Genomic DNA, 24,608 nt, shown 5'->3' with positions numbered 1-24,608 from the left:
CGGGGGGGGCCCCCGGGGGGGTGGGGGGAGGGCGCGTCCGCCCCCGCGGGGGGCCCTCTCCGGCCCCCCGCGCCTGCTCGGCTCCGGCCTTGTCTTCCTGTACGTCGGCGGCCTGCTCGGCCTGAACCGGGGCGGCCTCGGCGCTCTCCTCGGCGACTGCCTCGGGCGCGGTCACCTTGCGGGTGGCGCGACGGCGGCTGCGGGCGCGCGGCGCGGGCTCCTCGACGACCGGTGCCGGGTGGCGCGACGGCGGCTGCGGGCGCGCGGCGCGGGCTCCTCGACGACCGCCTCGGCCACGGCGGCGGTCTCCTCGATGGCCTCCGTCTCCTCGTCCGCGGCCCCCTCGTCCGCGGCCTCTTCGGCGGCGGCCTCCGCGACAGGGGCCGGCTCCGGAGCCTTCGGTGCCCCTGCGGGCGCGGAAGCGCGGCGCGTGGCGCGACGGCGGGTGCGCGGCGCGGGGGTCTCCTCGGCCTGCGCCTCGACGGCGGCCTCGTGCGCCTCCACGGCGGCCTCGTCCGCGACGGGGTCCTCCGCGGCGACGGGCTCGGCGGCTACTTCGGCGGCCGGTATGGCCGGCGCGTCCGACGCGGTGGCCGCGACGGGCGGTCCCGCCGGGCGGGACGCGGCGCGGCGCCGGCGGCGCGGCGGCAGCTTGTCGCCAGGTGCGGTGTTGTTCTCGGCGTCCCCGGACGTACCGGGTTCGGTCGGCTCGAGCATGCGGGCGGTTCTCCCGTCACGCTCCCGGGCGCCGCGCCGGTGCCGATGACGTCCGCGGCCGGCAGTACTGAACCAGGCCGCTCGTCCGGCAGGCGCGGGCGCCGCACGGGAGCTGTATGTGTCTGTCTCGCCGGTTCCGATACGCGGTACGCACGGCCTGGCGAAAGTCTGGTGGTCGGTGCGCGGCCCGACCCAGGTGGCTCCCGAGTACAAGGGCTGCGCGGTTCGGCGACCGTCCCTGCGAAACCTTCCCTAGCCCTGCGCTGCCGCGGCGGTCGGCTCTGCGTCCTCTTGGGTGGAGGGCGCGGCCGCCTCGCGGTCGGGCGCGAGCGGGTCGGTCACCGTGCCGGACTCCTCGTCGAACGGCCCCTGGGCCAGCCTGGTCACCGCAGCGGGGACCGGCGGCACCAAGTCGGCTACGGCTCGGAGACCGGACAGGACGTCGTCGGGTCGTACGGCAGGCGATGCATGCCTTACAACCAGCCGCAGTATCGCACAGGGCTCAGCCCCCGGCCTATCAGCCCGGGATTCGAGTGCCTGCAGATCAGCGACGGCGCCGCGGGCGTCGAAGGTGCGCATGCCGTTCTTCGTGAGCCGTCCGACTTCGACGGTCTCGGCATCGAGGAACGCCTTCACGGCGGCCTGGGCCTGCGCGAGCTCGACACCGTCGAGCCTCAACTCCCAGACCGAGGCCTGCAGCCGGTCCGCGAGACCCGAGATCCGGGCCTCGACCGCCTCGGTGATGTCGAGCCCGTCGGGCAGCGACTCGTCGAGGAGGACACGGAGCTGCGCGGGGTCGCGCTTCTCCGTCAGAGCGATCTCCAGATACTCGGCCTCACTGCCCGTGCCGGTGGGTGCGGCATTGGCGTAGGACACCTTGGGGTGCGGAGTGAAGCCCGCCGAGTACGCCATGGGGACCTCGGCGCGACGCAGGGCACGCTCGAAAGCGCGCTGGAAGTCGCGGTGGCTGGTGAACCGGAGGCGGCCGCGCTTGGTGTAACGCAGTCGAATGCGCTGCACCGCGGGTGCGGGCGGCGGGCCTTCGGGCTGTCGCTTGCCCAGTGTCAGTCAGTCCTTCGTGAACTTCACCGCCGCCGCGTGCGGCAGCGGCTGATGGTGTGCAGGTGCGGTCGTACTGCTACCTAGAGTACGTGCCTGAGCGGCTCCCGGTTCCCGCCGGTGCTTTTGTACGGGGATGGGGGCGGCCTCACGAGCGGGTGCGCCGAACAGCATCCGCCGTACGTCGGCCCGGGTCTGCCGGGCGCTCTCGCGGGCCGCGGCAAGGGCCTTGCGCGCACTGCGCCCGGCCTCACGCACCGCCTGACCGACCGGCCTGAGGACGGCATCCCGTACGAAATGGCCGACGGGCGTGAGTACCGTCCGGTACGCCCACCGCACGGGCTCCACGAAGATCCAGCGCAGCAGCGTTCCGATCGCCCGGCCCACGGCCCGCGAGATCCGCCCGGCGATACGCCAGGCGTGCCCGACCGCGTCACCGACCTCCCGCGCCACGACGCCGATCGCCTTCCCGACCGGCACGAGCACCCAGCGCCACAGAGCGACGACGGGCACCACGAACATCCACCGCAGCAGCGTCCCGATCCCCCGGCCGGCCCAGAGGATGCCGTGTCCGACGGGCGTCAGGACGTACGCGTACATCCACACGGCCGGCGCGACGACGAGCACCCGCCCCATCCACGCGAGCCCGGCGAGCACCACGGCCCCGAGCCAGAGCAGCCCTCGTCCGACGGGGGCGAGCACGTACCGCCACAGGGCGACCCACGGCCACACGAACACGGCCATGGCGAGCCAGCCGAGCCCGGCCCCGAGCATCCGTCCCAGCCAGGCGAGCCCGTGCCCGACCGGCGTCAGGACGTACGCGTACAACCAGACGGCGGGCACGACGAACAACACCCGCCCCAGCCGGCCGGCACCGGCACCCGCCGGCACGACCACGTAGCGCCACAGCGCCACCCACGGCCACACGAACAACGCCTTGCCGACCCAGCCGAGCCCGGCCCCGAGCATCCGCCCGACCCAGCCGAGCCCGTGCCCGAGCGGTACGAGCAGCTGCTCCCACAGGAACACCGCGGGCGTGACGATCAGCGTCCGCCCCAGCCAGGCGAGGGCTCGCCCCACAGGCAGCAGCAGCGTCCGCTGTACGAACTTGCCGCCCACGACGAGGGCGTCCCACACCATCCGTACGGGCACGACGAGCACGAGCACGACGATGCGTACGGGGATCCTGATGGCCGCCGCTATGCACCCCTCCGGCGCGGAAGGGGGCGGCGGCGCCGGGGCTGCCGGGGTGGCCTGGGGCGCCTTCTCGAGGTCCATGCCTGACAGGACGCATCCGGGCCGGTCCCGGATCCGCTCCAGTGTTGCGACCGAGTAACGCCTGGTGTGGGCCTTGGGGGTGGAGCTCTGTCTCGTCTGCGGGTGCGGGTGGGTGGGCGCCTGTGGCGGGCGAGTTTTTCCCCTACCCGTCCCGTCCCGAAACCGGGCCTTTGCCCCGGACCCCTGCGGGGTGGGCTGGTTGGGGCTTCGCCCCTTGCCCCCGTATCGCGCCTTAAGGGCGCTCGTCCTCAAACGCCGGACGGGCTGAAGGTGGACGCTCCGAAAGCCGCGCACCGGCGGAAGGGGACGGGGTGGGGTGCCTGTCATACGGGCGTCCCCGTCGGTGAGGCCGGCCTTTGAGGGAACGGGGTGCCATTGCCCGAATGAGCAGGTACCCCACCCCGGCCCCGACCCACGACGAAACCGCGGGCGCGAGCACCGCAGCGGGTCAACGGCCAAGCGCAGCAAGCCCCTTCACAACCCCGGCAACCTCACCGCACCACATGCCCCCGCACCACCACCCGCCGCGGATGCCTCAACACCCCCGGCGAACGCCGTGGATCCTCCTCGTACACGGTGAGATCGGCCAGACCACCCTCGACCAAGCCGGGCAACCCGAGAAAGTCCCGAGCCGCCCAACTCGCCGCCCCCACGGCCGCATCCGCCGGCAACCCCGCCGCCACCAGGTGCTCGACCTCCGAGGCCACGTTCCCGAACGGCGCCGAATCCGTCCCGGCCAGCACCGTCACCCCCGCATCGTGCGCCTCCCGCACCCGCCGGATCATCGTGTCGTGCCCGGAAAGCCACAGAGCGGCCCGCGCCGTCCCCCGCGCGGCCACCTCCGCGCGACTCCCCGCGAAGGCCGTCAGCGTGGGGACATACGCAGCCCCGCTCGCGGCCATCAGCCCCACACACTCCTCCGGCATCCCCATCCCGTGCTCGATGGAGTCGATCCCGGCACGGGCCGCCTGCAACACCCCGTCGGCGGACTGGCAATGAGCGGCGACCCGCCCACCGACCGCGTGCACGGCCTCGACGACGGCCCGCATCACCTCGTACGGAACGGGCGGCGCATCGAAGTCCCAGTCCCCCATGATCTTGCACCAACCGTCGTTGGCCAGCGCCTCCTTGACCGCCGCCGCGGCCAACTCATCGGTCACGGTATGGAATTCGGCACTCCGCGAAAGACCGGCCCACGCCAGCCACCGCCCCGCCGTGATCATCCGTGGCGCGCCCGGCGCGTTCCGCACCTCGTCCGGCACCTGACCGGTCAGCCCGGGAAACCGCAGCGCGGCCGTCCCCGCGTCCCGGTGCGCGTCGATCTGCTCGGCGAACAGCCCGGCATCGAAACCAGGCGGCGTCGAGGCGTCCCCCACAGCCCCCGGATGCGTATGCACATCCACAAGCCCAGGCAGCAGAAACCCACCCTCGGCCAGCGTCACGCACTCGGCACCCGGCCGCTCGAAGGTGATCCGGTCCCCCAGAATCCACAGGTCACGACAGTCGCCGTCGGGCAGCACGGTCCCGCGCACATGAAAGGCCATGGCCGGGAAGTCTGCCCGGCCGCACGGCCCCGGACAAGATCAGCCCCGCCGCATCAGCCTCCCCCGTGCACGACGCGGGGCGATAGCCTGCGCCAACACGCGAGCGTTGGGGGGCCGTTGCGCAAGAAGAGAGGGCTGAACCGGGGCGGGGACGCCTCGGGTCTGCTGGAGGACCGAAGGTCGGCGATCATCGCCGTGACGATCTGGCTGGTGTGCGCCGCCGTCGGCGTGATCGCCCTGTGCACGGCCGTCCTCGCGGTCGACCAGGCCGCCGAGCGGGCCCGGGCCGCGCGGGGCGAGGGCGGCATCCGGGGCTCGGTGGTCGTCATCCGGGAGCAGACGCACTCCGAGTCGCAGGGCACGTACTGCGTCGGCCGTTTCCTCCCGGCCGAAGAGGCCCGAGTCGCCGAACCTTCCGAAACAGCAGCCGCCGCAGGCGATGACTCCAAGTCCCTCGACCGCACCGTGGTCGAACTCCCCGAAGGCGAGGAGTGCCGCCCCGAGAAGGTCTACGCCGACGCCCGGCTGGTCCCGGGACGGGGCTTCCCCGCCCCTGAAGCGGACGCCGCGGTCTTCGTCGTGGGAAGCGACCCCGCGCGCGGAACGCTCATCACGACCGCGGTCCTCGTGACCCTGCTGCTCGTCCTGCCGTTCGGCGGATTCGCGCTGGCCATGACCTTCCCGATGCTCTCGGCGCTGTACGGGCGGGCGACCCGCGGCCGCGCGGCGCCCACGAAGAGCTGACGGTCCGGCCCGTCGGCCCCCGTACGAAAAACGAAAACGGGCCGTGACCTTCCGGCCACGGCCCGCCCGTTCACGTCAGTGCGCGTGCCCGCTCGTCTCGGGCTGCTTGACCATCAGCGGCAGCAGCTTCTTGCCCGTCGGGCCGATCTGGATGTGCGTGTCCATCTGCGGGCATACGCCGCAGTCGAAGCAGGGCGTCCAGCGGCAGTCCTCGACCTCGGTCTCGTCGAGGGAGTCCTGCCAGTCCTCCCAGAGCCAGTCCTTGTCGAGGCCCGAGTCCAGGTGGTCCCAGGGCAGGACCTCCTCGTACGTGCGCTCACGCGTCGTGTACCAGTCGACGTCCACGCCCATCGCGGGCAGCGTCTTGTCCGCGCAGGCCATCCAGCGGTCGTACGAGAAGTGCTCGCGCCAGCCGTCGAAACGGCCGCCGTCCTCGTACACCGCGCGGATGACCGCTCCGATGCGGCGGTCGCCGCGCGAGAGCAGGCCCTCGACGATGCCGGGCTTGCCGTCGTGGTAGCGGAAGCCGATGGAGCGGCCGTACTTCTTGTCGCCGCGGATCTTGTCGCGGAGCTTGCCCAGACGCTCGTCCGTCTCCTCGGCGGAGAGCTGCGGCGCCCACTGGAACGGCGTGTGGGGCTTGGGGACGAAGCCGCCGATGGAGACCGTGGCGCGGATGTCGTTCTTGCCCGAGACCTCACGGCCCTTGGCGATCACGGCCGTTGCCATGTCGGCGATCTGCAGCACGTCCTCGTCGGTCTCCGTCGGCAGACCGCACATGAAGTAGAGCTTCACCTGGCGCCAGCCGTTGCCGTACGCGGTGGCAACTGTCCGGATGAGGTCCTCTTCGGAGACCATCTTGTTGATGACCTTGCGCATGCGCTCGGAGCCGCCCTCGGGCGCGAAGGTCAGACCCGAGCGACGCCCGTTGCGCGTCAGCTCGTTGGCCAGGTCCACGTTGAAGGCGTCCACGCGGGTCGACGGCAGCGAGAGGCCGATCTTGTCTTCCTCGTAGCGGTCCGCGAGGCCCTTGGCGATGTCGCCGATCTCCGAGTGGTCCGCGGAGGACAGCGACAGCAGGCCGACCTCTTCGAAGCCGGTCGCCTTGAGGCCCTTCTCCACCATGTCGCCGATGCCGGTGATGCTTCGCTCCCGTACGGGACGCGTGATCATGCCGGCCTGGCAGAAGCGGCAGCCCCGGGTGCAGCCGCGGAAGATCTCCACGGACATGCGCTCATGCACGGTCTCCGCGAGCGGGACGAGCGGCTGCTTGGGGTAGGGCCACTCGTCGAGGTCCATGACGGTGTGCTTGGAGACGCGCCACGGCACGCCCGAGCGATTCGGCACGACGCGGCCGATCCGGCCGTCGGGCAGGTACTCGACGTCGTAGAACGCGGGGATGTAGACGCTGCCGGTCTTCGCGAGGCGCAGCAGCACCTCCTCGCGGCCGCCCGGACGGCCTTCGGCCTTCCAGTGGCGGATGATCTCGGTCATGTCGAGCACGGCCTGCTCGCCGTCGCCGATGATCGCGGCGTCGATGAAGTCGGCGATCGGCTCGGGGTTGAAGGCCGCGTGGCCGCCCGCGAGGACGATCGGGTCGTCGAGGCCGCGGTCCTTCGACTCCAGCGGGATGCCCGCCAGGTCGAGGGCCGTGAGCATGTTCGTGTAGCCCAGCTCCGTGGAGAAGGACAGGCCGAACACGTCGAAGGCCTTCACCGGGCGGTGCGAGTCCACGGTGAACTGCGGGACCCGGTGCTCACGCATGAGCGCCTCCAGGTCGGGCCACACGCTGTACGTGCGCTCCGCGAGCACGCCCTCGCGCTCGTTGAGGACCTCGTACAGGATCATGACGCCCTGGTTGGGCAGACCGACCTCGTACGCGTCCGGGTACATGAGCGCCCAGCGGACGTCGCAGTCCTCCCACGGCTTGACCGTGGAGTTGAGCTCGCCGCCCACATACTGGATCGGCTTCTGCACGTGCGGGAGCAGGGCCTCAAGCTGTGGGAAGACCGACTCGACAGACATCTCGGGACTTTCGGTGAGCTGGCAGGGTGACCATCCAGCGTACCCCGGCGATCAGGCCCCGAGCGACGCCCGCAGTTTCTCCTGGGACGCCTGTTCCCATACGCCCGGCAGCTCGCGCTCCCGGTCCGCTGCGGCCGCTTCCTCATGGCCGTAGAGAAGACCCCAGGTGAAGGCGGACTCCCCGGCCATATGGGCCTGGACCGCCAGGGTGCGCAGCGCCTCGCGGGCCACCACGCTGTCCTGGTGGTCGCCGAGGACGGTCTGCACCGCCTTCATCCGCTTGGCGAACTTCTCGGCGGGCTTGCCGAGCGCGGGGGCCGCGGCCTCGCCCGCGTACCGGGCGCGCTTGGCGGCCTTGCGGGCCTCGTGCATCGCGAGGTCGCGCTCCTCGCCGGGCTGCAGGGCGAGGGCGTGCTCGACGCGGGTCTCCAGGCGTCCGTAGTCCTTGAGCAGCGCCTTGGTCAGCGCCTTGGCGGGCGCCTTCGCGGCGGCCGGCTTCAGGGGCGGCGCGGCGAGAAGGGCGTCCACGGTGTCGAGGAGGGTCAGGTAGCGCTCGGTGTCGAGCACGTCCAGTGCCTGGCGCCGCGAGCTGCTGCCGCGGGCCACGCTCCAGGCCTGGAGCCGGGCGACGACCGGGCCGAGCAGCAGCGTCGTGGGCAGCTCGGCGATCCGGCCGGTGAGCCGTTCGCCCAGCACCTCCTGGTCGCGGTCGACACCCAGCTCCCCCGCGAGCCACTTCAGCTCCTCGCCGACCGGGTCGGTGACCGTGCGGTCGAGCACCTTGCGGAAGCTCTTGAAGGCGCTGCGCATCCGGCGGGTGGCCACCCGCATCTGGTGCACGGAGTCGGGCAGGTCACGGCGGACCGCGGGGTCGAGCGAGACGAGCGCGTCGCGCTGGGCGCGCAGATACGCCAGGACGTGGTCGCCTGCGGTCCCGGGGCCCTTGCCCACGGCCTCGCGCACCTCTTCGGCGACGGCCGCGGGCTTGCCGGCCTTCTTGCCGCGCACGGTGGCGATCTCCGGCCCGGCCGGTTCGACGGCCGGCACTTCGGGCGCGGTCTCGGCGAGCGCACGGGCCAGCTTGGAGGGGGCGTCGGAGGGCCGGATGCCCTTCTTCCGCAGCTTCTTGTCGACCTTGTCGAGCAGCGCGATCTCGCCGTCGTCCGCCAGCTCGACCTCCAGCTCGGTCCACGCGGAGGTCCCCCGCCCGCCGCCGAGCCGCTCGGCGCGCACCCGGTCGACGCTGAGCTCGGCGAGCAGGGAGCCCTGGGCGTCCAGGAGGTGCTGGATCCGGCGGGCGGAGCGCAGCCGCACGACGGGGACGAGCGCGGCGTCGCGCACCCGGGAGCGCACCAGACCGGCGAGGTCGGCCGGGACCGTGTCCGACAGCGGTGCGCGGATCTCGTCACGGGCGCCGGGGATGTGCGACACGGGCAGCTTCAGATGCCAGCCGGCGTCCGCGCCGCCGGTGCGGCGGCGCAGGGTGATCGAGGCGGCGGCGAGGCGCTGGTCGACGGTGTCCCAGTAGACGGCGTCCAGTTCCGCGACGCCCTTGTCCACCGAGTCCGCGATCCCGGCCACACCGGTCAGGTCGGGCGGCTCGGCCGCTCCTTCGGAGCCCGCCAGGTCGTACTTCCGCTCGATCTCGCGCTTCGTCTCCGCCATGAACCGAATCTAGACGCGAATCAGGACGAGAACCAGATGCCGTCGGCGCCGCAAGTGCGCAGGGACCACGGCTACAAGTGGACAGGGATTACGCCGACATCGGCCGCTGCACCCGGATCGACTGGAGCAGTCCGATCGCGATCCACACCGCGAACATCGACGTGCCGCCGTATGACACGAAGGGCAGCGGCAGACCGGCCACCGGCATGATGCCGAGGCACATCCCGATGTTCTCGAAGGCCTGGAACGCGAACCAGGCGATGATCCCGGCGGCCACGATCGTCCCGTACAGCTCGGTGGTCCCGCGGGCAATGCGGCAGGCGCGCCACAGGACGACGCCGAGCAGCAGGATGATCGCCCCGGCCCCGAGGAAGCCGAGTTCCTCACCGGCCACGGTGAAGATGAAGTCGGTCTGCTGCTCGGGCACGAACTGCCCTGTGGTCTGCGACCCGTTGCCGAGTCCGGATCCGGTGAGCCCGCCCGAACCGATCGCGATACGCGCCTGGTTGGTGTTGTAGCCGACGCCTGAGGGGTCGAGCGCGGGGTTGGCGAAGGCCGCGAAGCGGGCGATCTGGTAGTCGTCGAGCACACCGAGCTGCCAGACGGCGAGCGCACCGGCCGCGCCCGTGCCGAGCAGGCCGAGGATCCAGCGGTTGGAGGCCCCGGAGGCGAGCAGCACCCCGAGGACGATCATCGCCATCACCATGACCGAACCGAGGTCCGGCATCAGCATCGTGATCATTATCGGGACCGCGGCCAGACCGAGCGCCTGCATCACCGTGCGGTGGTCGGGGTGCTCGCGGTCGCCGGCGTCCACGCGCGCGGCGAGCAGCATCGCCATGCCCAGGATGATCGTGACCTTCACGAACTCCGAGGGCTGCAGCGATAGTCCGCCGAGGTCGAGCCAGGCGTGCGCACCGTTGATGGTGGTGCCGAGCGGGGTGAGCACGAGCAGGACGAGGAAGACGGAGACGCCGTACAGGATCGGCACGGCCGTGCGCAGGGTGCGGTGGCCCAGCCAGACGGTGCCGATCATCAGGCCGATGCCGATGCCGATGTTCAGCAGGTGCTTGAGCAGATACGCGTACGGGTCGTCGCCGACGAGTTCGGTGCGGTTGCGGGTGGCCGAGTAGACCAGGGCCGAGCCGATGACCGAGAGGGCGAGCGTGGCCAGGAGCATCGGCCAGTCGAGCCGCCGCGCGATCGAGTCACGCGCGAACAGCTTGGACATGGTGGTGCGTTCGGGCCCGTATCCGGAGACGGAGAAGCCGCCCATCAGTCACGCCTCCCGGGGGTGAGTGCGGCCGCCAGTTCTTCCTGGGCGGGCGGTTCCTCCTGAAGCGGCACATACGGCTTGACCTTGGGCGCGTCGATCGCGCCGTCCGTCCCGATCTTCGGCAGGTCCTTCTGGGGCTTGGGCAGGAGCGCCTTCTTCAGGTTCTGCTTGCCGCTCTTGTCCAGGCCGTACATGGCGTCGTAGATGTTGCGCACGGCCGGACCCGAGGCGCCGGAACCCGTACCACCCTGGGAGATGGTCATGATGATCGTGTAGTCGTCGGTGTAGGTCGCGAGCCAGGACGTGGTCTGCTTGCCGTAGACCTGGGCGGTACCGGTCTTGGCGCGGATCGGGATCTTGTCGTGCGGCCAGCCGCCGAACCGCCAGGCCGCGGTACCGCTCTGGGTGACGGAGCGCAGCGCGCCGTCCAGCTGGCCGACAAGCTTGTCGTTTATCGGCAGCTTGCCGTGCGCCTTGGGCTTGATCTCCTCGACGCGCTTGCCGTCGGGGCTGATGGTCGCCTTGCCGACGCTGGGGTCGTAGAGGGTGCCGCCGTTGCTGATCGCGGAGTAGATCGTGGCCATCTGGATCGGGGTGACGAGGATGTCGCCCTGCCCGATGGCGTAGTTGACGCTGTCACCGGCCTTGAGGCGATTGCCCTCCAGGCAGTTCTCGTACGCGATCCGCTCGGGGTAGTCGCCGTCCTTCTTGCCCTGCTTGCACCAGGCGTCCTTGTTGGCCTCCCAGTACTCCTGCTTCCACTTGCGGTCGGGGATGCGTCCGCTGACCTCGTTGGGCAGGTCGATGCCGGTCTCGGCGCCGAGGCCGAAGTCGCGGGCGGTCTTGTAGAACCAGTCGCCCGGGTTCTTCTTGGGCTTGTTGCCGCCGTCGCGCTGCCACTCCTGGTGGCCGAGGGCGTAGAAGACGGTGTTGCAGGAGACCTCGAGGGCGCGGCCGAGGCTGATCGGCCCGTACCCCTTGGACTCGAAGTTCGCGAAGCTGCGGTTGCCGAGGCTGTACGAACTGCTGCAGTTGTAGCGGTCGTTGAAGGGGTGCCCCGCGCGGACGGCGGCGCTGGCGGAGACCACCTTGAAGATGGACCCGGGCGCGGCCTGCCCCTGGATGGCGCGGTTGAGCAGCGGGAAGTTGGACTTCTTGCTGGTCATCTTGGCGTAGTCCTTGCCGGAGATACCGCCGACCCAGGCGTTGGGGTCGTAGTCCGGCTGCGAGGCCATGGACACGATCCGGCCGGTCCTCGACTCCATCACGACGACGGCACCCGAGTCGGCCTTGTACTTCTGCCCGGTGATCTTGTCGGTCTCCAAGCGGGCGGCCTTCATCGCCTCGTTGAGCTCGTACTCCGCGACGCGCTGCACTTGGGCGTCGATGCTGGTGACGACGTTGGCCCCGGGCTGGGCGGGTTCGGCCTGCGTCTGGCGCATGACGCGGCCGAGCTTGTCGACCTCGTACGCGGTGACGCCGGCCTTGCCGCGCAGCTGCTTGTCGTAGGTGCGCTCGAGGCCCGAGCGGCCCACCTGGTCGCTGCGCAGATACGGGGAGTCGGTGTCCTTGGCGGCCTGGATCTCCTCGTCCGTGACGGGCGAGAGATAGCCGAGGACCTGGGAGGTCCTGGCGGATCCGGGCGCGGTGTATCGGCGTACGGCGGTGGGTTCGGCGGTGATGCCGGGGAAGTCCTCGGCGCGCTCGCGGATCTGCAGCGCCTGCTTGGGCGTGGCCTCGTCGGTGATCGGGATCGGCTGGTACGGCGATCCGTTCCAGCAGGGCTGCGGGGTCTCGGCGTTGCACAGGCGCACCTTGTCGGCGACGTCCTTGGGCGTCATCCCGAGCACCTCGGCGAGCCGGGTGAGGACCGCTTCGCCGTCGTCCTTCATCTTCATCAGCTCGGTGCGCGAGGCGGAGACCACGAGCCGGGTCTCGTTGTCGGCGAGCGGTACGCCGCGGGCGTCCAGGATCGAGCCGCGTACGGCGGGCTGCACCACGCGCTGCACGTGATTGCCGTTGGCCTCGTCGGCGTACTCGTCGCCGTTGCGCACCTGGAGGTACCAGAGGCGGCCGCCGAGGGTGAGGAGCAGGGACAGGACCAGGATCTGCAGGATGATCAGGCGGATCTGGACGCGGGGTGTGCGCCCTGTCTCCGGAATGTTCGTCACAGGCGCTTGACCCCCTTGATACGTCCGGCCCTGGCGACCCGGGCCTTGTTTGCCTTCATACGGAATCCACCGCGCTGGCTGCCGATCCTGAGCCCGGTACCGGAGGAGAGCCAGCCGGAGGCGACATCGCTCGCCTTGCCCGAGCCGCTCGTCTCGCCCAGCGGATCGTTCTCGGCGCGTCTGGCCAGCCACATGACGGCCGGCACGACGAACGGGGCGAGCAGCAGATCGTAGAGCGTGGCGCTGAACAGCAGGCCGCCGAGGCCCACATGGCGGGCGGCGGTGTCACCGACGAGGGCGCCCACCCCCGCGTACAGCAGGGTCGAGCCGATCGCGGCGCCGACGACGACCGCCATCGGACCGGTGGCCGTGCGCAGCTGCCCGCTCTCGGGCTTGACGAGTCCGGCGAGGTAGCCGATCACGCAGAGCACCAGGGCGTAGCGTCCGGCGGCATGGTCGGCGGGCGGGGCGAGGTCGGCGAGCAGTCCGGCGCCGAAGCCGACGAGACAGCCGCCGACATGCCCGTACACGAGCGCGAGGCCGAGCACGGTCAGGAGCAGCAGGTCGGGCACGGCGCCGGGCAGGTGGAGCCGGGCCAGCACGCTGACCTGCACGACGAGCGCGACGACGACCAGGGTGGCCGACAGGAGCATCCGATTGAAGCGCATGGCAGTTACTCCTGGTCGTCCTGTGCGTTGCCGGCGTTCGGGTCCCGGCTCGCACCGGTCGGCGGGTTCTGGCCGCCCGCCGCGTCCTCGCCTTCCCCTTCGGCCGGGTACTCACCGTTCGCGTTCGGCGTCACGGTTACGGTGACGGTCGGCGTCGGCTTGGGCTTGACCGGATCGGGCAGCACCTTGTCGCGCGGGTCGGTGCGCGGGGCCTCGACGACCACGCCGACGACATCGAGCTGCGTGAAGCCGACATACGGCTCCAGGTGCACGGTCCGGGTCAGGCCGCCGTCGGAGGGGTCGATCTCGACGACCTCGCCGATCGGGACGCCCGGCACGAAGGGCTTGTCGGCCTGCGAGCCGAAGGTGACCATCCGGTCGCCCTTCTTGACCTTGGCCTTGCCGTTGAGCATCTGCACCGACAGCGGACGGTCGCCCTGGCCGGTCGCGAAGCCCAGCTCGTCGCTGTTCTCCATGCGCGTGCCGACGGTGAAGTCCGGGTCGGTGGCGAGCAGCACGGTGGAGGTGCTGGGTCCGACGGTGGTGACGCGGCCGACGAGACCGTCGCCGTTGAGCACGGTCATATCGCGCTTGAGTCCGTCATTGGCGCCCGCGTCGATCGTCACGGTCCAGGAGAAGCCCTGGGCCGCTCCTATGCCGATGACCTGCGCACCCTTGATGCCGTACTGTCCGGCGCCGGCGGTCTTCAGCATCTTGTCGAGCTGGCGGACGCGGCTGCGGTTGCGGTCGTCGCTGCCGAGCTTCGCCTTCAAGGCGGCGTTCTCGCGCTCGAGTTGGCTGATCCGGGTGTGACGGTCGCCGGACTCCCGGATGGCCTTTATGGCGTTGCCGACCGGGTCGACCGCGGCCGAGACCCCGTTCTCCACCGGACCGAAGACGGTCGCGGCGGCCTGCCGGGCACCGTCGACCGGAGACTCCTCGCCACCCCGGATATCCACTGTGATCAGCGCGAACGCGATGGCGATCAGCAGCACCAGGAGCAGCCGGCTCTCTCGTGTGTCCCTCACGTGCGGCGGCCGTGCCTTCCTCATCGGATGTACTTGCCATGGCCGGGACCGCCTGCGGAGCGCTCCCGGTTAGTGCCCTTATGCGGTTATTGGTGTCTTGCCTCTATATCAACGATCCGCCGTACGAAGTGGCAGCTTCGTACGGCGGATCGTTGGTTTTTACGTCATCTGCGCGGCGTCGCGTCGAGCACCTGCTGCAGCGCCTCGAACTCCTCGACGCACTTGCCGGAGCCCAGCGCCACCGAGTCCAGCGGGTCCTCGGCGATGTGGATCGGCATCCCGGTCTCGCGGCGCAGGCGCTCGTCCAGGCCGCGCAGCAGAGCGCCGCCGCCGGTGAGCACGATGCCGCGGTCCATCACGTCGCCGGACAGCTCCGGCGGGCACTTGTCGAGAGTGGTCTTGACCGCGTCCACGATCGCGTTGACCGGCTCCTCGATGGCCTTGCGCACCTCGGCCGCGGAGATCACCACGGTCTTGGGCAGACCCGAGACCAGGTCACGGCCGCGGATCTCGGTGTGCTCGTCGGTGTCCAGGTCGTACGCCGAACCGATCGTGATCTTGATCTGCTCGGCGGTCCGCTCACCGAGGAGGAGGCTGTACTCCTTCTTGATGTGCTGGATGATCGCGTTGTCCAGCTCGTCGCCCGCCACCCGGATCGACTGTGCCGTGACGATTCCTCCCAGGGAGATCACGGCCACTTCGGTGGTGCCTCCGCCGATGTCGACCACCATGTTGCCGGTGGCCTCGTGGACCGGCAGGCCCGAGCCGATGGCCGCGGCCATGGGCTCCTCGATGATGTGCACCTGGCGGGCACCGGCCTGGGTGGACGCCTCGATCACCGCGCGACGCTCGACGCCGGTGATACCGGAGGGCACACAGACCACGACGCGCGGCCGCGCGAGGTAGCGGCGCTTGTGGATCTTCAGGATGAAGTAGCGGAGCATCCGCTCGGTGATCTCGAAGTCGGCGATGACGCCGTCCTTGAGCGGGCGGACCGCCACGATGTTGCCAGGGGTGCGGCCGATCATCTTCTTCGCTTCGGCGCCGACCGCGAGGATCCCGCCGGTGTTCGTGTTGATCGCGACCACGGACGGTTCGTTGAGTACGATCCCTCGGCCCCTGACGTAGACCAGCGTGTTGGCGGTCCCGAGGTCGATCGCCATGTCACGGCCGATGAACGACATATTGGTTCCCATCAGGAGCGTCTGGCCTTCCCAAAATGGTGCATTGATGGCTTGTCAGGTAGGCGCGGTGGGCACGGTGGCGTGGAGGCTTCCATCGTAGTCTCGCCTGCACGGGCACTGTGCGGGGGTCTTCGCCATTGTCAGCAGACGAACCGCCGCCCCGCTAATGGGGACGAGCCGACGGAAGGATGCGTTCCCCCAATCGGCTTGCATATGCCAAGAGGCGACCGCGTTTTTCGCGGCCGCCCCTGGTCACAGGCCCACTCCGACTGACGGAGCATCAGAAAGTGCGGGCGTCACCCATGGCGCCCGTGCGAGGTCCCGAGCACTCAGGCGAGACCCGGGAAGAAGATCTTCAGCTCACGCTCGGCGGACTCCTCGGAGTCCGAGGCGTGGATCAGGTTCTCGCGCACGATGGTGCCGAAGTCGCCGCGGATGGAGCCGGGGGTGGCGGCGATCGGGTCGGTCGGACCGGCGAGCGTACGGACGCCCTCGATGACCCGCTCGCCCTCGACGACGAGCGCGACGACGGGGCCGGAGGACATGAACTCGACGAGCGGCTCGTAGAACGGCTTGCCCTTGTGCTCGCCGTAGTGCTGCTCGAGGGTCTCCTGGCCGAGCGAGCGCAGCTCCAGCGCGGTGATCTGCCAGCCGGCCTTGCGCTCGATACGGCTGATGATCTCGCCCACCAGCGAACGGCGGACGGCGTCCGGCTTCAGCAGGACGAGGGTGCGCTGGGACATGGTGTGCGGCTCCTTGGCTCTACGGCGTGCGGGCCTCAGAGACTACTAGGAGTCACCATGGGGCCTGAACCCGGACCAGCTCAGCCCCTGCGGCGATTGAGCAGATCCGAACGAAGTCCGGATGCGGCGCCCCGGGGCTCATCCCCCTTACGCCGGGTCCGCGCCCATCTCCTCCCGCTGCGCGGCAAAGCGCGCCTTCGCCTCGTCGATCTTCCGGCCGAAGTGCACCGACACCCCCCACAGCGCGGCGAAGCAGACGCCGAGGAAGAACATCGCCGGGACGATGAAGCCCGAGGCGATCAACCCGATCTGCAGGGCCCAGCCCAGCTGGACGCCGCCGGGCCGGGTGATCATTCCGCAGAGCAGCACGGACAGGACCATGCCGATACCGCAGACCGTCCAGACCGTCCCCATCGACAGGTCGGGGTCCTTCATGGCGACCAGACCCGCGAAGCCGATGATGAAGAACTCGCCGATCAGCGTGGAAGCACAGAGCGTACGCATGGGTGTCAGCCCCTCCCCAGGAGCAGTCGGGCCTCGCCGACGGTGATGACGGAACCGGTCACGAGCACTCCGCCGCCGGCGTACTCGCCCTCCTCCTCGGCCAGCGTGATCGCCGCTTCGAGGGCGTCGTCGAGCCGCGGCTCGACCTGCACACGGTCCTCGCCGAAGACCTCGACGGCCAGGGCCGCGAGTTCGTCGGCGTCCATGGCGCGATGGCTGGAGTTCTGCGTGACGACGATCTCCGCGAAGACCGGCTCGAACGCCTCGAGGAAGCCCCGGATGTCCTTGTCACCGCTCGCGCCGACCACACCGATGAGCCGGCTGAAGTCGAAGACCTCGCTGATGGCCTCGGCGGTGACGCGGGCGCCCGCCGGGTTGTGCGCGGCGTCGAGCAGCACGGTCGGCGAGGTGCGGATCAGCTCCAGGCGGCCGGGCGAGGTGACCTGCGCGAAGGCCTTGCGGACGGTGTCCACGTCGAGCGGTTCGCTGCGGGACGCGCCCACACCGAAGAAGGCCTCGACCGCGGCGAGCGCGACCGCCGCGTTGTGCGCCTGGTGCGCGCCGTGCAGCGGCAGGAAGATCTCCTCATACTCGCCGCCGAGTCCGCGCAGCGTCACCATCTGGCCGCCGACCGCGAGGCGTCGCGAGACGATGCCGAACTCCAGACCCTCGCGGGCGACCGTCGCGTCGGCCTCGACGGACTTCTTCAGAAGTACCTGGGCCGCGTCGACGGGCTGCTGCGCGAGGATCACCGTGGCGTCCTGCTTGATGATCCCGGACTTCTCGCCGGCGATCTCGCCGGGCGTCTCCCCGAGCCGGTCGGTGTGGTCGAGGTCGATGGGCGTCACGACGGCGACGTCCGCGTCGATCACGTTGGTGGCGTCCCAGCTGCCGCCCATGCCGACCTCGACGACGGCGACGTCGACGGGTGCGTCGGCGAAGGCCGCGTACGCCATGCCCGTCAGGACCTCGAAGAACGAGAGCCGGTACTCCTGCTGCGCGTCCACCATCTCGACGTACGGCTTGATGTCCTCGTACGTCTCGATGAAGCGCTCGGCGGAGATCGGCGCCTGGTCGAGCGAGATGCGCTCGGTGACGGACTGGACGTGCGGCGAGGTGTAGCGGCCGGTGCGCAGCTCGAACGCGGCGAGCAGGGCCTCGATCATGCGGGCCGTGGACGTCTTGCCGTTGGTGCCCGTGAGATGGATCGAGGGGTACGCGCGCTGCGGGTCGCCGAGCACGTCCATCAGCGCCTTGATGCGGCTGACCGACGGCTCCAGCTTGGTCTCGCCCCAGCGCGAGGCGAGCTCCGTCTCGACGGCGCGCAGCGCCTTGTCGACCTCGGGGTCCTCGGGGCGGGCCGGGATGTCGGAGGCGGGCGGGCCCGACTGGGCGCGCAGGGTACGGCTGCCCGCCTCGATCACCGCCAGGTCGGGGTCACGGTCCGTCTCCGAGGAGACGATCTCGTCGAACTCGTCGGGAAGGCCTTCTCGGCTGCTGTCGTGCGGGGGGAGCTCACTCACGTACGCCAGTCTACGGAGGTGCGCCGACAGCCCGCCGCGCGCCACCGACGGGACCGGTCCCTCCCCCGCCGCGCGCCACCGACGGGACCTTGGGCCCACCCGGTTCGGGACCTTCGGCGGCCCGGTTCCGGGCCGCTCCGGGCAAACTTGCCGATCATGGACATAGGGATCGATCTCGGCACCGCCAACACCCTGCTCTACGCCCGTGGCCAGGGCATCGTGCTCAACGAACCGTCCGTCGTGGCCGTCAAGGAGGGCGTACGGGGAGCGCTCGCCGTCGGCACGGAGGCCAAGGAGACCATCGGCCGCACCCCGGGCTCCATCACCGCGATCCGCCCGCTCAAGGACGGCGTGATCAGCGATTACGAGGCCGCCGAGGAGATGATCCGGGCCTTCGTCCGCCGGGCCGTCCCGGGCCGCCGCCCCCGTACGCGCATGGTCGTCTGCGTGCCCAGCGGGGTGACGCCCGTGGAGCGCCGGGCCATCGTGCAGGCCGCACAGCGTTCGGGTGCGCGGCAGGTGCATCTGATCGAGGAGCCGATGGCCGCGGCGATCGGCGCGGGCCTGCCGGTCTCCGAGCCGCGCGGCTCGATGGTCGTGGACATCGGCGGCGGTACGGCCGAGGTCGCGGTGATCTCGCTCGGCGGGATCGTCACCGCGCAGTCGCTGCGGGTCGGAGGCGACCGCTTCGACGTGGCGATCACCGATTACGTACGCAAGGAGCACTCGCTCCTGATCGGCGAGCGCACCGCCGAGGACATCAAGGTGGCGATCGGCTCGGCCGGGCCGGTACCGGGCGAGGACGCCTTCGAGATGCGGACGTTCACGGTGCGCGGGCGCGAGAAGGTGGGCGGTCTGCCCAAGACGGTCGACCTGACCGTGAAGGAGATCCGCTCGGCGCTGGACGAGCCGATCGAGGCGATCATCGAGGCCGTGAAGGCCACGCTCGAGGAGTGCCCGCCCGAACTGTCCGGTGACGTCATGGGCCACGGCATCGTCCTGACAGGCGGCGGCGCACTGCTCCCGGGCCTCGACCTCCGCATGGCCGCGGCCACCGGCATCCCGGTCTCCGTCGCCGAGAACCCCCTCGATTCGGTGGCCATGGGCTGCGGCCAGTGCGTCGAGGACTTCGACTCACTGTCCCGCCTGATGTCGGCGGCGTAGCCCCGAACCCGCCCACCGCCCAACCATGAGGCGGTGGGGGCGACTCGACAGAACGTCGGACGCGAGCCGACTGGGCGGCGGGCACGCGAGCTGACCGTGGGCGCGAGCCGACGAAACGGGATCACCACAGCCGCGAGCCGACGAAACGAAACCCACCCGCAGCTGCGAGACGGAACCCCCACCGGCCCGCAGCCGCGCGACGACGGAAGGGGACGGGGAGGGGTGCCTGTCATACGGGCACCCCCGACGGCCACGGCAACCCTTCGCGGAGACGGCGCCATTGCCCGTATGACAGGTACCCCGGACCGGCACCGACCCCACGACGCAACCGCACGCGCGAGCACCGGCACGGCTGGCAAAAGGACAGCAACAGGCAGCGGGCAGCGGGCACACACAAGCCACCCGCAGCGGACCGCAAGACCGCACGCAGCGAAACCGTACGAACCGCGCAGACCGAGCCTCAGCTCACAGCCCGCGCCCCGCCGGCAGCTCCGCCACCACCTCGTACGCCCCGTCACGCCGCCCCGCCGCAAAGGACCCACCCACACTGCGCACCCGCTCCGCCATCCCCGCCGTCCCCGTCCCGGTACTGACGGGCGCCCGAACGGGCGACACAGCAGACAGCGCATTGCTGACCTCGACCCGAGCCACCCCCTCACCCACCGCTATACGCACCCGCACCTTCTCCCCCGGCGCATGCTTGGCCGCATTCGTCAGACACTCCTGCGCAACCCGGTACACCGCGGCCTGCCGCAGCGGCGACAGCCGCCCGGCCACCTCGTCGACCTCCAACAGCACAGGCGTACCGGCCCGTTCGCTCCGCTCCACCAGGTCGGGCAGAGCGTCGAGCCCCGGCGTGGGCATCCCCGCGTCGGCCCGCCGCACGATGATCTCGTTGAGCAGCGTGTGGGCCCGCCGAGCGGTGTCACCCAGCTCCTCGAACTGCGCGGCGTACCCCTCATCCGCCCCGGAACGCGCCCTGCGGGCCAGCACATCGGAGCGCACACACAGCAGCGTCAGCTCACGCCCGACGAAGTCATGGACATCGCCCGCGACCTCGCTGCGCTCCGCATGCACCGCCTGAAGCACCGCCGTCTCGGCCCGCTGCGACTCCAGGGCCCGCACCAGATCCTGCCGGTTCGCGGCGATCCCGACCCCTGCCGCGAGCACACCGATCGGCACGACCAGGCTGAGGAAGTCGCCGAGCGTGTCCCCGCGGTGCGCGGGCCAGCCCGGCAGCTGGAAGAGCACGAAGGCCACCACCACGTACACGGCGATCCCGGCCACACCCGCACGCCGGCCCCGATAGCGGCCGAGCGAGTAGAGCGCGAACTGCGCGAGTGTCAGCTCATGCAGCCAGGCCAGAAGGGCCAGCGCCACCGCGTACGCCACCCAAGGCGCGGAGCGCCGCACCAGCAGCGTCGCCGAACCGGCCGCGAGCACCGCGGTCGCGGCCCAGCCGTTCAGCGAGTTGTCGGCCGCGGCGAGTCCCGGAATGTCCAGGGACATGAGCCCGAAGCAGCCGAGCGCGGTCATGGCGTCCAGGAGCCGGGGACGGTCGCCCCAGGACTCCACCCGGCGCCGGCCCGCGGCCGCCACCCGGCGGTACGCGTGCGCTGCCCGGTCGTGCATCCCTCCATCATCCGGGGTCTTTAGGCCCGGTTTGACGGACCTAGTACCCGATTTACGTGATTTACGGCACTCCGCTCGGACAGATCCGTCAAGCGGCGCCCACCACCTCGGCCGAAAGTACGGCCCGGACCAGGGACTCGTCGGGACCACCGCATCTACAGCCGGCCCCCGCGGCCCAGGGACGCTGGACTCATGAGCAGCCCCACCGCCCCCGTCCCGGCAAGCCGCGCCCTGAGCGTGCTCATCGTCGTGGCCGGAGCCCTCGGCACGCTCGCGTCCGCGATGCTCACGTACGACCGGATCGAGACCCTGGCGAACCCCGCCTTCGTCCCGGCCTGCTCCCTCAACTCGGTGCTCAGCTGCACGGACGTGATGGACACCTGGCAGGGCAACCTGCTCGGCTTCCCCAACATGCTGCTCGGCCTTCCCGCCTTCGCCGTCCTCCTCGGCCTCGGCCTCGCGCTGCTGTCCGGCGCCGCGCTCCCCCGCTGGATCTGGCTCGGCCTCCAGACGGGAGCGACCGCCGCCTTCGTCTTCGTCGTCTGGCTGATCACCCAGTGCCTCTACGTGATCGGCGCGCTCTGCCCCTGGTGCATGCTCGTCTGGGCGGTCGTACTGCCCCTCTTCTGGTACGTGACCACGCACTGCCTGCGCACCGGCGTCCTGTCCGCGCCCGCCGGTTTGACCCGGGCCCTGACGGCGAACTCGTGGGCAGGGCCCGTCGTCCTGTACGGCACCGTCCTGGTGCTGGTGCTGACCCGTTTCGGCGACCGGCTGTTCTGATCACCGGCGCGGTTCAGACGATCGCACCGGCTGTGGAGGTGCAATCACCCCATGTGGTACGCCCAGAACCCCGGCCGTCGTACGCGCCAGATGATCGGCGACGGCGCCGTCCTCCTGTGGGCCCTCCTTTGGGCCGCCCTCGCCTTCATCGCCTACCGGCTCGTCCAGCTCCTGTCCGGGCCCGCCCAGGATGTCGAGACCGCGGGCCAGCGCTTCAGCTCCGGTCTCACCACCGCGGGCAGCACCGCGTCGAAGGTGCCGTTCGTGGGCGGCAAACTCGACGAGGCGCTCCGCAACGTCGCGGGCGCGGGCGACAAGCTCGCGGACGCCGGTGAGAACGGGGGCACCGCGGTCGACGCCCTCGCCCTGACCGGTTCCCTCGCCTTGTTCCTGCTGCCCGTCGGCCTGGTCCTCGCGCTCTGGCTCCCCCGGCGCCTGCGCTGGTCGCGCCAGGCGGTCGCGGCCCAGGAGCTGTCCGCATCGGACGACGGCCGCGAACTCCTCGCCCTGCGCGCCCTGCTCCGCCCCCTCGACGAGGTCGCCTACCTGGCCCGCACGGCCGACCTCCCCGACGCGACCGCGGGCAGCCTCGCGGAGGGCTGGCGCGGCGGCGACCCGGACACGCTGGACCTCCTGGCGGAGGCGGAGCTCGAACGGCTCGGCCTGCGGACCGCATGACCCACCGGCACCCGGAGGGCAGAGCGCGCCCGCCCCTGGTGCTCATCGCCGTCCCCGAGGACACGGCCGTCGAGCTGCGCGCGCTCTTCCTGCGTGTCGCCAAGGCCCCTCCGGTCGACCTCCTGATCGTGCACGACGGCCGGAAGGCGTTGCGCGCCCTGTTCCGCCACCGCCCCGACGCCATGGTGCTCAGCCTCCGGCTCGCCGGCCTGAGCCCGTGGCGGGTCATCGACCGCGTACGGGACATGAGCGAACTGCCGCTCCTGGTCGTGGATACGGCGTACGACGCCGACGACGCCGTCCGGGCGCTCGAGGCAGGGGCCGACGACTACCTCACACCGTGCACTCCCGAGCGCGTGGTCGGCCCGCTGCTGCAGGCGCGGCTGCGGCGCGGCCGCCCCGCGCCCCGCAAGAGCCAGCTGATCGAGGACGGCTGGCTCACCGTCGACCTCGCCGCGCGTGAGGCCGTCGCCGACGGGAACTTCCTCGACCTGTCCGTACTCGAACTCGACCTCCTGACCGCTTTCGCCCGCAACCCCGGCCAGGTGCTCACGCGCGAGCAGCTGCTCGACCTGGTCTGGCACGAGCCGGACGCCGACCCGGGCCGGGTCAAGTACGCGGTGCACCGGCTGCGCGGCAAGATCAGCAAGGCCACCGGACAGACCGCTCCCATCGGCTCGGTGCGCTCGATCGGCTACCGGTACCGGCCGCCGGGCTCTTCCTAGCCCCGGGCGGTCACCGGCCGTCAACAGGCCCCGGAATCCGCCCTGTTCGCAGACCCTGCAACCGACCCGCAACCAACCGGCACGCCCCCTGCCACCGAGACCTGTCAGGCTCCCTCGTATCGGCCGAAAGTACGAGAGGAGATACGGAGATGCAGCTGGTGGCCCTGGTTCCGGCGCACGACGAGCAGGACCGCATCGTCGCCACACTCGCCGGTCTGTACCGCCAGACCCGCCGGCCCGACCGTGTCGTGGTCGTCGCCGACAACTGCACGGACGCCACCGCCGAGATCGCGGAGCGGTGCGGCGCCGAGGTGTTCGTGCCCGTCGCCAACCGCGACAAGAAGGCCGGCGCCCTCAACCAGGCCCTCGAACCGCTCCTCACCGAGCTCGCCGACGACGCCCTGGTCCTCGTCCAGGACGCCGACACGGTGCTCGCCCCCGACTTCGTACACACCGCAGCCGTTGCCCTCGACGGCCCCGAAGTGGGCGCCGTCGGCGGTGTCTTCTACGGCGAGCAGGGCGGCGGACCGCTCGGACTTCTGCAGCGCATGGAGTACCAGCGCTACGCCCATGAGATCCACCGCAAGGGGAACGAGGCCGTGGTCCTCACCGGCACCGGCACCCTGTTCCGCGCCTCGGTCCTGCGCGAGGTGCGCGCGGCCCGGCGCGCGGGTCGGCTCGGCGGCGGCAGCGGCTGCTACAGCCTCGCCTCGCTCACCGAGGACGACGAGATCACCAAGGCCGTCAAGACCCTCGGCCACCGCACGGTCTCACCCGACGGCTGCCGTCTGGTCACCGAAGTCATGACCTCCGTCCCCGCGTTGTGGCACCAGCGGATGCGGTGGCAGCGCGGCGCCCTGGAGAACCTGCGCGACTACGGGCGCACCCCCGTCACCGCGTACTACTTCCGCCAGCAGTTCCTGCTCGGCCTCGGCACCCTTGCCCTGGCCTGCTTCGTCCTGTTCGCGGTCCTCAACCTGTCGGTCAACGGCTGGCAGGGCGCGGCTCCGTTCTGGACCGCGATCACCCTCGTCTTCGTCGTGGAACGTGCGGTGACCGTCCGCGGCGCGGGCCCGCGGGCCGTGCTCGTCGCCGCCCTCCTGGTGCCCGAGCTGCTCTACGACATGTTCCGGCAGGCGGTGTACGTGAAGTCCCTGATCGACCTCGCGCTGCGGCGCCAGGAGCACTGGTACGCCACCTGACCCACTGGTACGCCACCTGACCACCCACCCTTCATTCCCTTGCCGGGCAAAGGAGTTCAGCCATGTACGCACGCCCCCTGAACGCCGCCGCGATCGGCGTCCCCGGAGCGGCGCTCGCCGTGAGCGGCACCCCCCTCCTCGCCGCCCTCGGCACGATCGTCGCCGTGACGACGCTCGTCGCGGCCGGCCTCGCGGTCCGGGCGCTGGTGCTCACCGCGCTGCGCCACTGACCTGCGCGGTACGACGCCGGAGGGGAGCCCCCCACGTCCCCCGCCGCGGCCGGGGCGGTGGGCGT

The 24,608-nt window shown here is 71.0% G+C and carries 22 protein-coding genes; 7 read left to right on the top strand and 15 right to left on the bottom strand.

All coding sequences use genetic code 11. The features are described from left to right. Positions 1–171 precede the first annotated feature (171 nt). From JAO81_RS34625 to JAO81_RS34610, 4 genes are all read right to left on the bottom strand, one after another. Positions 172–717 (bottom strand): hypothetical protein, encoded by a 546-nt coding sequence (locus tag JAO81_RS34625; RefSeq protein ID WP_199551952.1) that lies wholly within the window; start codon positions 715–717, stop codon positions 172–174. Between the two features lie 252 nt (positions 718–969). Further along, positions 970–1,737: a TIGR03936 family radical SAM-associated protein gene (locus JAO81_RS34620; protein ID WP_199551951.1), complete on the bottom strand. Its 768-nt coding sequence runs from the start codon at positions 1,735–1,737 to the stop codon at positions 970–972. 48 nt (positions 1,738–1,785) lie between these two features. Then, complete coding sequence (locus tag JAO81_RS34615; protein ID WP_199551950.1) at positions 1,786–3,054, bottom strand: hypothetical protein; 1,269 nt, start codon at positions 3,052–3,054, stop codon at positions 1,786–1,788. Between the two features lie 491 nt (positions 3,055–3,545). Then, positions 3,546–4,598, bottom strand: a complete 1,053-nt coding sequence (locus JAO81_RS34610) for an amidohydrolase family protein (RefSeq protein WP_199551949.1) — start codon at positions 4,596–4,598, stop codon at positions 3,546–3,548. A gap of 117 nt (positions 4,599–4,715) precedes the next feature. Between JAO81_RS34610 and JAO81_RS34605 the strand changes: the two genes are divergently transcribed. Next, a complete protein-coding gene (locus JAO81_RS34605; protein ID WP_199551948.1) occupies positions 4,716–5,342 on the top strand; it encodes a hypothetical protein in 627 nt (208 codons plus the stop codon). A 75-nt stretch (positions 5,343–5,417) separates the two neighbouring features. Here JAO81_RS34605 and JAO81_RS34600 read toward each other — a convergent pair whose 3' ends face one another. The 10 genes from JAO81_RS34600 to JAO81_RS34555 all read right to left on the bottom strand — a co-directional run bounded on the left by JAO81_RS34600 (position 5,418) and on the right by JAO81_RS34555 (position 18,129). Then, positions 5,418–7,367, bottom strand: coding sequence for a TIGR03960 family B12-binding radical SAM protein (locus JAO81_RS34600; protein WP_199551947.1), 1,950 nt, complete (start codon positions 7,365–7,367; stop codon positions 5,418–5,420). Between the two features lie 51 nt (positions 7,368–7,418). Beyond that, positions 7,419–9,032 carry a CYTH and CHAD domain-containing protein gene (locus tag JAO81_RS34595; RefSeq protein WP_199551946.1) on the bottom strand — a complete coding sequence of 538 codons (1,614 nt, stop codon included), beginning with the start codon at positions 9,030–9,032 and terminating at the stop codon, positions 7,419–7,421. Positions 9,033–9,120: 88 nt separating this feature from the next. Beyond that, positions 9,121–10,308 (bottom strand): rod shape-determining protein RodA, encoded by a 1,188-nt coding sequence (gene rodA, locus JAO81_RS34590; protein WP_199551945.1) that lies wholly within the window; start codon positions 10,306–10,308, stop codon positions 9,121–9,123. Further along, on the bottom strand, positions 10,308–12,479 hold the full coding sequence (gene mrdA / locus JAO81_RS34585) for a penicillin-binding protein 2 (protein ID WP_199551944.1): 2,172 nt from the start codon (positions 12,477–12,479) through the stop codon (positions 10,308–10,310). Before mrdA ends, rodA begins: the two co-directional genes overlap by 1 nt. Then, positions 12,476–13,147 (bottom strand): rod shape-determining protein MreD, encoded by a 672-nt coding sequence (gene mreD, locus JAO81_RS34580; RefSeq protein WP_199551943.1) that lies wholly within the window; start codon positions 13,145–13,147, stop codon positions 12,476–12,478. Before mreD ends, mrdA begins: the two co-directional genes overlap by 4 nt. Positions 13,148–13,152: 5 nt before the next feature. Further along, positions 13,153–14,175 carry a rod shape-determining protein MreC gene (gene mreC / locus JAO81_RS34575; RefSeq protein ID WP_199551942.1) on the bottom strand — a complete coding sequence of 341 codons (1,023 nt, stop codon included), beginning with the start codon at positions 14,173–14,175 and terminating at the stop codon, positions 13,153–13,155. Positions 14,176–14,339: 164 nt separating this feature from the next. After that, positions 14,340–15,359, bottom strand: coding sequence for a rod shape-determining protein (locus tag JAO81_RS34570; RefSeq protein WP_093613129.1), 1,020 nt, complete (start codon positions 15,357–15,359; stop codon positions 14,340–14,342). Between the two features lie 329 nt (positions 15,360–15,688). Further along, positions 15,689–16,102 (bottom strand): nucleoside-diphosphate kinase, encoded by a 414-nt coding sequence (ndk, locus tag JAO81_RS34565; protein ID WP_199551941.1) that lies wholly within the window; start codon positions 16,100–16,102, stop codon positions 15,689–15,691. A 147-nt stretch (positions 16,103–16,249) separates the two neighbouring features. Next, positions 16,250–16,606 (bottom strand): DUF4233 domain-containing protein, encoded by a 357-nt coding sequence (locus JAO81_RS34560; RefSeq protein ID WP_199551940.1) that lies wholly within the window; start codon positions 16,604–16,606, stop codon positions 16,250–16,252. A 5-nt stretch (positions 16,607–16,611) separates the two neighbouring features. Then, positions 16,612–18,129, bottom strand: coding sequence for a folylpolyglutamate synthase/dihydrofolate synthase family protein (locus tag JAO81_RS34555; RefSeq protein ID WP_199551939.1), 1,518 nt, complete (start codon positions 18,127–18,129; stop codon positions 16,612–16,614). A 156-nt stretch (positions 18,130–18,285) separates the two neighbouring features. Between JAO81_RS34555 and JAO81_RS34550 the strand changes: the two genes are divergently transcribed. Next, a complete protein-coding gene (locus JAO81_RS34550; protein WP_199551938.1) occupies positions 18,286–19,293 on the top strand; it encodes a rod shape-determining protein in 1,008 nt (335 codons plus the stop codon). 465 nt (positions 19,294–19,758) lie between these two features. On the opposite strand, the gene JAO81_RS34545 is transcribed toward JAO81_RS34550, so the two are convergent. Beyond that, the gene (locus JAO81_RS34545) at positions 19,759–20,925 is read right to left on the bottom strand and encodes a sensor histidine kinase (RefSeq protein WP_199551937.1); all 1,167 of its coding nucleotides are present in this window, start codon (positions 20,923–20,925) and stop codon (positions 19,759–19,761) included. Between the two features lie 192 nt (positions 20,926–21,117). Here JAO81_RS34545 and JAO81_RS34540 point away from each other — a divergent pair, with 192 nt between their 5' ends. The 5 genes from JAO81_RS34540 to JAO81_RS34520 all read left to right on the top strand — a co-directional run bounded on the left by JAO81_RS34540 (position 21,118) and on the right by JAO81_RS34520 (position 24,543). Beyond that, positions 21,118–21,708 carry a vitamin K epoxide reductase family protein gene (locus tag JAO81_RS34540; RefSeq protein WP_199551936.1) on the top strand — a complete coding sequence of 197 codons (591 nt, stop codon included), beginning with the start codon at positions 21,118–21,120 and terminating at the stop codon, positions 21,706–21,708. Positions 21,709–21,759: 51 nt separating this feature from the next. Further along, the gene (locus tag JAO81_RS34535; RefSeq protein WP_199551935.1) at positions 21,760–22,386 is read left to right on the top strand and encodes a hypothetical protein; all 627 of its coding nucleotides are present in this window, start codon (positions 21,760–21,762) and stop codon (positions 22,384–22,386) included. Beyond that, a complete protein-coding gene (locus JAO81_RS34530; RefSeq protein WP_199551934.1) occupies positions 22,383–23,111 on the top strand; it encodes a response regulator transcription factor in 729 nt (242 codons plus the stop codon). The genes JAO81_RS34535 and JAO81_RS34530 overlap by 4 nt, the downstream gene beginning before the upstream one ends. 149 nt (positions 23,112–23,260) lie before the next feature. After that, positions 23,261–24,313: a glycosyltransferase family 2 protein gene (locus JAO81_RS34525; protein ID WP_199551933.1), complete on the top strand. Its 1,053-nt coding sequence runs from the start codon at positions 23,261–23,263 to the stop codon at positions 24,311–24,313. Positions 24,314–24,375: 62 nt separating this feature from the next. Further along, the gene (locus JAO81_RS34520) at positions 24,376–24,543 is read left to right on the top strand and encodes a hypothetical protein (protein ID WP_199551932.1); all 168 of its coding nucleotides are present in this window, start codon (positions 24,376–24,378) and stop codon (positions 24,541–24,543) included. The last annotated feature ends 65 nt before the right edge of the window (positions 24,544–24,608 follow it).

The organism is Streptomyces sp. N35, assembly GCF_016464295.1.
In the GTDB taxonomy this organism is placed as follows: domain Bacteria; phylum Actinomycetota; class Actinomycetes; order Streptomycetales; family Streptomycetaceae; genus Streptomyces.
This window is presented reverse-complemented; position numbering and strand designations above follow the sequence as displayed.